Origin of the sequence: Vibrio kyushuensis (genome assembly GCF_050337325.1) — a bacterium.
Taxonomy (GTDB): Bacteria; Pseudomonadota; Gammaproteobacteria; order Enterobacterales; family Vibrionaceae; genus Vibrio; species Vibrio kyushuensis.
Genome location: NZ_JAKJSV010000012.1, coordinates 111236 through 117930, shown reverse-complemented (window position 1 = coordinate 117930; position 6695 = coordinate 111236). Strand labels below are relative to the sequence as shown.

The following is a 6695-nucleotide window of genomic DNA, read 5'->3' as shown; positions in this document are numbered from 1 at the left end:
ATATTTGAATGTGTAGACAGAACTTTTATTAATCAGTTTTCCGAATTTTAGAATTTGCTTGGCGACCATAGCGTTGCGGACCCACCTGATCCCATGCCGAACTCAGAAGTGAAACGCAGTAGCGCCGATGGTAGTGTGGGGTTTCCCCATGTGAGAGTAGGACATCGCCAGGCTTTAAATATCGTTTTTAGGTCAAGACCTAAAAACAGATGGACACTTGCTTTTGCAAGTATGCCACTGCGGAGTGGTAGTTCAGTTGGTTAGAATACCGGCCTGTCACGCCGGGGGTCGCGGGTTCGAGTCCCGTCCACTCCGCCACTTATTCTGAGTTTCAGCTCATTAAAACTGAAGATAGGGGTGTAGCTCCAATTGGCAGAGCAGCGGATTCCAAATCCGCGTGTTGGGAGTTCGAATCTCTCCACCCCTGCCATATTTAAGGCTCTAGCAGAAATGCTGGAGCCTTTTTGCTTTTGGTATGTATATTATTAAGAATAGAACAGCGGATTCCCCAAATTTAAAATCGCACGTGTTGTAACTTCTAATCTCTTCACTCCTGCCGCATCTAAGACAGTAGCGGAAATGCCGAACTCTTTTGGCTTTTCAATATATTCATATTTATCACTCCTCTTACGTTTGTCATCCATAGTTTTTCCGTTTACGAATAGCAATTCCACTATCGTCGTTAACACAAATCCATTTGTATTATTTTGGATGTCTATAAACAGAATGCCGGATTGTAATTAGCCTGCCAATATAGTTCTCTATGTGCGTTACCCCTCAAAATCTAGTGAAATTCAATATCTTCCATTTTTGGTTTCAAATTTGAGACTACGCTTGTTACAGGTAAGTCACTGTCAGGGAGCACGAAAGATGCAACAGGAAGATGGTTTAGTTGAACACGGTTACTTTACGGAAATGCACATCGATACAATTCTAGAAAACCTGGATATTGTGCGTAAAAGTATGTTCGAACGTGAGACTTTAGAAGGAGAGTTAGAGCAAAAATTTCCTTCTGTGTGCTTAATCGGCCTAGGTAGGTGTGGATCTAACATAGCCCTTGATGTTGCAACTCTTGTCTATAATGCACGCGGAAACTATTTATCCGATGAAGCATCAGAAATAAAATCCTACGAGCAAGATAGAGGGCCGGTGAGTTGGCTGAAAGGGCGTCTATCGGGTAGCTCTGATTCAAAAGGGCACCCCGTTTACTTAATTGAGCCTGTTGTGATGGTAGGGGATCTCGATAAGGATATTGAAGGACGTATTCGTTACTCTACAAGTAAAGGGCGCCTCGATTTTTTGGAGAACTACAAAAAAATCAAAATAATGGACCTCTCTGAAGTTCATGCGGGTGGCGCGGGCAATGCACCTATACTCGGGCAATATCTGGCCAAAACAATTTTGAATAGAAAAACGAGTAACTTCTCTAATGAAACGTGGCGGTATTTGCACTCTTATCTAGTCGACTCTTGTGGAATTAAGGCTAATCAGTCTCGCCTCTACTTTTATATATTTAGCTCAGGTGGCGGCACCGGTTCGGGCATGGCTTCTGAATTTGGTCTTGCTCAACAATACTCTTATATGAGCAAAACCTTTGATCTCGCAGTTCCTAAAAGTAGTGGGTCTAGTAACAAACCACATAGCTTTGTATTTGAGCCGATCTTCACTTCCGGTATTTGTATTTTGCCTAATATCTGGGGTGAGAATGTCGAACCATCGGAAGCTTTACACATCAACTCCGGTCGCTTGCTTTGTAAGTACCTGTCAGAAGAGTGGAGCTTCTCTTATAACCTTGATGCCGTTGAAGAAGGTGAAGAGAGTTCGGATGTATTGAGTCGGATTCGCCCTTGGAATGCGATGATGTTAATCTCAAATGACATTATGCGTTATGCGGAAAATGGAGAGGAGAAGGAGAAGAGTAAGAAAGAAATTGATGTGAATAAAATGGAGAAGTATGCCAATCAGTATATATCGCAGCAGATCTTTAATATTCTGACTGCCCAAGCGGTGACTTCAGATTACGATGAAAACTACTTTAGAAATGCTGGCATTGATATTGCTGAGACGATAAGACTCGATGCTAACGATTTGTTTATGAGTCTTGCGGGGCCGGTAGCCATTGCTTACTCAGAGAGCGTGGTAGGTCCAAATAGAAATGGCCCGACTGATGTTGATGACTTGTTCTATCGTTCAATCGAATTACCTCACTTTAATCAGCAAACACAGGCTATAGAGGGGATAAGTCTATTACCCGTTGAGTCATCGAAGTATGCAGAGCTGTTAAGGCGCTATAAAGAAGCAAACTTTGAATTAGATGAACTAAAAGATCTTCATTTCTTTAAGAACTGTTCGTCGATTGTCTCCATAATATCTCTACCTAAAGACTTTAAGCTGACTTACACCGCTTTAAATCGTCTTAAGTCTCATATAAATAAACTATTTCCGAATACAACTCTAAAGCGTTATGCACTTGTCATTGGAACCTCACCGAATCTATCATTAACTACTTTGGTCTCAAAGAGCCCTTGTTTAAGTGATGATTTTCTTACTTTGATAGTGGCTTATGTGAAGCGTTGTTTCGCTAAAGATGAGTTTAGATATAGTGACATTATAGATAAAGTAATATTAAAAGCGATTAAGGAAGATGATTTTGATGAGGAGGAAGTTAAGTCGTATTTCCTTAACTACGAAAACCCTGCCAAGGTACTTGATACAAATTGGTATGCTATTAAACCGATGTACGAAAAAAAATATCGAGAGTTGATTTCAGATAAGAAAAAATTCACGTCTATTAACGATATACGACTTACCTCAGACTGCGTTATTCGAGCTCTCAAGTATATAAGAGAGATTTACCGTCATAAAATAAGTAAGACAAGTATTGTTTCCTTAAATGCTCCTTTATCACTTTCGGAACCTTTACCTAAACCAACAATTACTCAGAATAATGAAGCTAAAAAGAAAAGTAAGCCTGTGCTGAAAAAGAAAAATATATTAATTATTGATGATGACGTTGCAGGTGAAGATGAGGGGGAAAGTTAAGCTGTTACTTTTGACGTTCAGAAACGAAAAAGCCTCGCTATAAGCGAGGCTTTGAATTTCTATATAAACCGATTATTTGAGCATCGCTTCATTAGCGTTCTCACGGATGTGCTTCAGAATAGCTTTTACGCCACGAGCACTAGAGCCAACAGTGTTACCTGACTTCATGTAGTCAGTACCGCCAGAGAAATCAGTTAAGATTGCACCAGATTCACGAGCGATAAGCTCACCAGCCGCAAGATCCCAAGGCTTAAGACCTAGTTCAAAGAAACCATCTACACGACCGGCAGCTAGGTAACAAAGATCAAGAGCAGCAGAGCCTGTACGACGGAAATCAGCACAATCTACGAATAGAGCAGACATGATTTTGAAGTAAGATTCAGAATGCTGTTTTTGTTTGTATGGAAAGCCAGTGGCAAGAATAGCACCATTAAGATCTTTCAATGGATTTACACGTAGGCGACCATTGTTAAGTTGTGCACCAGCACCGCGTTGAGCTGTGAACAGTTCGTTTAACATTGGGTCGTATACACAAGCAACTTCTGTTTTACCGTTGATGCGTACAGCGATAGATACAGCGAAGTGAGGAATACCTTTTACAAAGTTCGTAGTTCCATCCAGTGGGTCGATGATCCATTGCACGTCGTTATCTTTACCTTCGATAAGACCGTTTTCTTCACCAATAACAGAGTGATCAGGGTATGAACTCTTAATAGTATCGATGATTAGTGCTTCAGCCTCACGATCTACATTGGTCACAAAGTCATGTGTACCTTTTAATGTAGTCTCGATTTTGTCTGGGTTTTCTAGTGATTTAGCAATATGATTGCCCGCTTTTCGCGCAGCGCGAATAGCAATGTTTAGCATTGGATGCATACAAATTTTCCCAACGGATGTTAAAGAACGAAAAAAGCTGGCGAAGTATACCAGAGCTGAAGTGAAATGGAAGTGGTTATTTTTTGTTCGGTTAAATTGAGTATCATTTTCTCGTCACAATTTGCAACATAGATATGTTAGAATTTGAACGTTTTTAATCATGTTGTAGAGAAGCTATATGTTAGACAACGTTAAGGTTGTACTTGTTGGTACATCACATTCAGGAAATATCGGTTCTGCGGCTCGTGCTATGAAAGTGATGGGGTTAAGCCAACTTGTTTTAGTTGACCCACAGTGTGAAATCGATGATCAAGCGCTTGCATTGGCCGCTGGTGCTAGTGATCTTGTTGAGAATGCAACGATAGTAGATACCCTTTCTCAAGCCGTTGAAGATTGTCGACTGGTTGTCGGTTCTAGTGCACGTTCTCGTACTCTTGATTGGCCAATGCTAGAGCCAAGAGAATGTGGTGAGAAGTTCGTGAGTGAAGGTCAGAAACAGCCAGTAGCGTTAGTGTTTGGACGAGAAAGAACGGGTTTAACAAACGAAGAACTGCAAACTTGCCATTATCACGTATGTATCCCAGCAAACCCAGAATACAGTTCACTGAACTTAGCGATGGCGGTACAGACATTAAGCTATGAAATACGAGTGGCGCATTTAGCACAAGAGCAGAGCCAATACGCAAAAAGTGATAGCTCACCGGAAGAATATCCACGTCACAAAGAGTTAGAAATGTTTTACGATCATCTTGAAAAAGTGATTACAGAGACCCAGTTTATCTCTAAAGAACAACCTGGTCAGGTCATGAATAAACTTAAGCGACTTTTCAGTCGTGCTAGACCAGAAATACAAGAGCTTAATATCTTACGAGGCATTTTGTCTTCGATTGAGAAAAAGCACTAAGTATTAGTACGAACTCAAATTGAATACCTGACTAAATTGGTCAAATTAATACTTGACCAATTTAGTCAGGTATGAAAAAATCCATACCACATAAATAATGTGGATATGAGCAATATGAGACTGACATCTAAAGGAAGATATGCGGTAACAGCCATGTTAGATGTGGCGCTGCATTCTCAAGAAAGCCCAGTGCCCCTCGCTGATATTTCGGAACGACAAGGCATTTCTCTCTCTTATTTAGAGCAACTGTTTTCTAAATTAAGAAAAGCAGGCTTGGTTGCAAGTGTTCGTGGGCCTGGTGGTGGTTATCGTCTTGGTGAAGATGCTGATCAAATTGCGATTGGTTCAGTTATTTCCGCAGTCGATGAGTCAGTAGATGCGACTAAATGTAGTGGGAAAGGAAATTGCCAAGGTGGTTCTCGTTGTCTTACTCACACATTATGGCGTGACTTGAGTGCACGAATTAGCGGTTTTTTAAATAACATTACACTTGGTGAGCTAATGAATGATAGCGAGATATTAGACATCTCGGATCGTCAGGATATTAAATTAGCGGTAGACCAAGGAGTATCAAAGAAAATACCTAGCGCAACTTTTGGCGCGAATGTTCGCTCTTAGCGAAATGGTTTACATTGGAGTAATAAATGAAACTGCCTATTTATTTTGACTATTCAGCAACATGTCCAGTCGACCCACGAGTTGCCGAAAAAATGGTTCAGTGTATGACGATGGATGGCAACTTCGGTAACCCTGCCTCTCGTTCACACCGCTATGGTTGGCAGGCAGAAGAGTCCGTGGATAATGCTCGTGAGCAAGTCGCTGACTTGTTAAATGCTGATCCTCGTGAAATTGTATTTACATCTGGCGCAACAGAATCAGATAATCTTGCTATAAAAGGCGCTGCGCATTTTTATGGTAAGAAAGGTAAGCATGTCATTACCTGTAAAACTGAGCATAAAGCCGTACTTGATCCATGTCGTCAATTAGAGCGTGAAGGCTATGAGGTGACATACCTTGAGCCTGAATCAAATGGCATTATCGATCTGAACAAGCTGCAAGCTGCAATGCGTGATGACACTGTGCTTGTTTCTATCATGCACGTAAATAATGAAATTGGTGTAATTCAAGACATCACATCAATTGGTGAGCTGTGTCGTGAGCGTAAGATCGTATTCCATGTTGATGCGGCGCAATCTGCTGGTAAAATCCCGCTAGACGTTAAAGAGATGAAAGTTGATCTGATTTCACTTTCAGCTCACAAAGTGTATGGCCCTAAAGGTATCGGCGCTCTATATGTAAGCCGTAAACCTCGTATTCGTCTTGAAGCTCAAATGCACGGCGGTGGCCATGAACGTGGTTTCCGTTCTGGTACATTAGCGACGCACCAAATCGTTGGTATGGGCGAAGCATTCGCCATTGCTAAGCAAGATATGCAAAAAGACTTTGAGCACGCTAAAGCACTTCGTGAACAGCTACTTAATGGTGTTATCGACCTTGAAGCAGTCACTGTAAACGGTGATTTAGAGCAACGTGTACCGCACAATCTAAACGTAAGCTTCGCTTTCGTAGAAGGTGAGTCACTGTTGATGTCTTTGAAAGACCTAGCGGTTTCTTCGGGCTCTGCATGTACTTCGGCGAGCTTAGAGCCATCATACGTGTTGCGTGCACTTGGCCTAAATGACGAATTAGCGCACAGCTCAGTAAGATTTTCTTTCGGTCGTTTTACAACGTCAGAAGAAGTGGACTACGCAATCGCACAGATTCGTGTAGCCGTAAACAAATTACGCGACATGTCTCCTCTATGGGATATGTATAAAGAAGGGATTGATTTGGACACCGTTGAGTGGGCACATCACTAATCTCAGGGATATAG

General features: G+C 41.5%; 6 protein-coding genes, 2 tRNA genes and 1 rRNA gene. 7 read left to right on the top strand and 2 right to left on the bottom strand.

What is annotated here, in order from left to right; genetic code table 11:
• The first annotated feature begins 57 nt into the window (after nucleotides 1-57).
• The 3 genes from rrf (at nucleotide 58) to L4D20_RS21570 (ending at nucleotide 430) form a co-directional block, all read left to right on the top strand.
• A 5S ribosomal RNA gene (rrf, locus tag L4D20_RS21580) occupies nucleotides 58-173 on the top strand.
• 68 nt (nucleotides 174-241) lie between these two features.
• Nucleotides 242-318, top strand: a tRNA-Asp gene (locus L4D20_RS21575).
• 35 nt (nucleotides 319-353) lie between these two features.
• Nucleotides 354-430 (top strand) — tRNA-Trp (locus L4D20_RS21570).
• Nucleotides 431-485: 55 nt separating this feature from the next.
• Here L4D20_RS21570 and L4D20_RS21565 read toward each other — a convergent pair.
• Entirely contained in the window at nucleotides 486-644 is a 159-nt protein-coding gene (locus tag L4D20_RS21565) for a hypothetical protein (protein WP_428803656.1), read from the bottom strand.
• 226 nt (nucleotides 645-870) lie between these two features.
• Here L4D20_RS21565 and L4D20_RS21560 point away from each other — a divergent pair, with 226 nt between their 5' ends.
• Nucleotides 871-3042: a hypothetical protein gene (locus L4D20_RS21560; protein ID WP_428803655.1), complete on the top strand. Its 2172-nt coding sequence runs from the start codon at nucleotides 871-873 to the stop codon at nucleotides 3040-3042.
• A 72-nt stretch (nucleotides 3043-3114) separates the two neighbouring features.
• Here L4D20_RS21560 and suhB read toward each other — a convergent pair whose 3' ends face one another.
• A complete protein-coding gene (gene suhB / locus L4D20_RS21555; protein ID WP_428803654.1) occupies nucleotides 3115-3918 on the bottom strand; it encodes an inositol-1-monophosphatase in 804 nt (267 codons plus the stop codon).
• A gap of 178 nt (nucleotides 3919-4096) precedes the next feature.
• Between suhB and trmJ the strand changes: the two genes are divergently transcribed.
• From trmJ to L4D20_RS21540, 3 genes are all read left to right on the top strand, one after another.
• A complete protein-coding gene (trmJ, locus tag L4D20_RS21550; protein WP_428803653.1) occupies nucleotides 4097-4822 on the top strand; it encodes a tRNA (cytosine(32)/uridine(32)-2'-O)-methyltransferase TrmJ in 726 nt (241 codons plus the stop codon).
• A gap of 114 nt (nucleotides 4823-4936) precedes the next feature.
• Nucleotides 4937-5440, top strand: coding sequence for a Fe-S cluster assembly transcriptional regulator IscR (iscR, locus tag L4D20_RS21545; protein ID WP_428803652.1), 504 nt, complete (start codon nucleotides 4937-4939; stop codon nucleotides 5438-5440).
• A gap of 26 nt (nucleotides 5441-5466) precedes the next feature.
• Nucleotides 5467-6681, top strand: coding sequence for an IscS subfamily cysteine desulfurase (locus L4D20_RS21540; RefSeq protein ID WP_428803651.1), 1215 nt, complete (start codon nucleotides 5467-5469; stop codon nucleotides 6679-6681).
• Nucleotides 6682-6695: the final 14 nt, after the last annotated feature.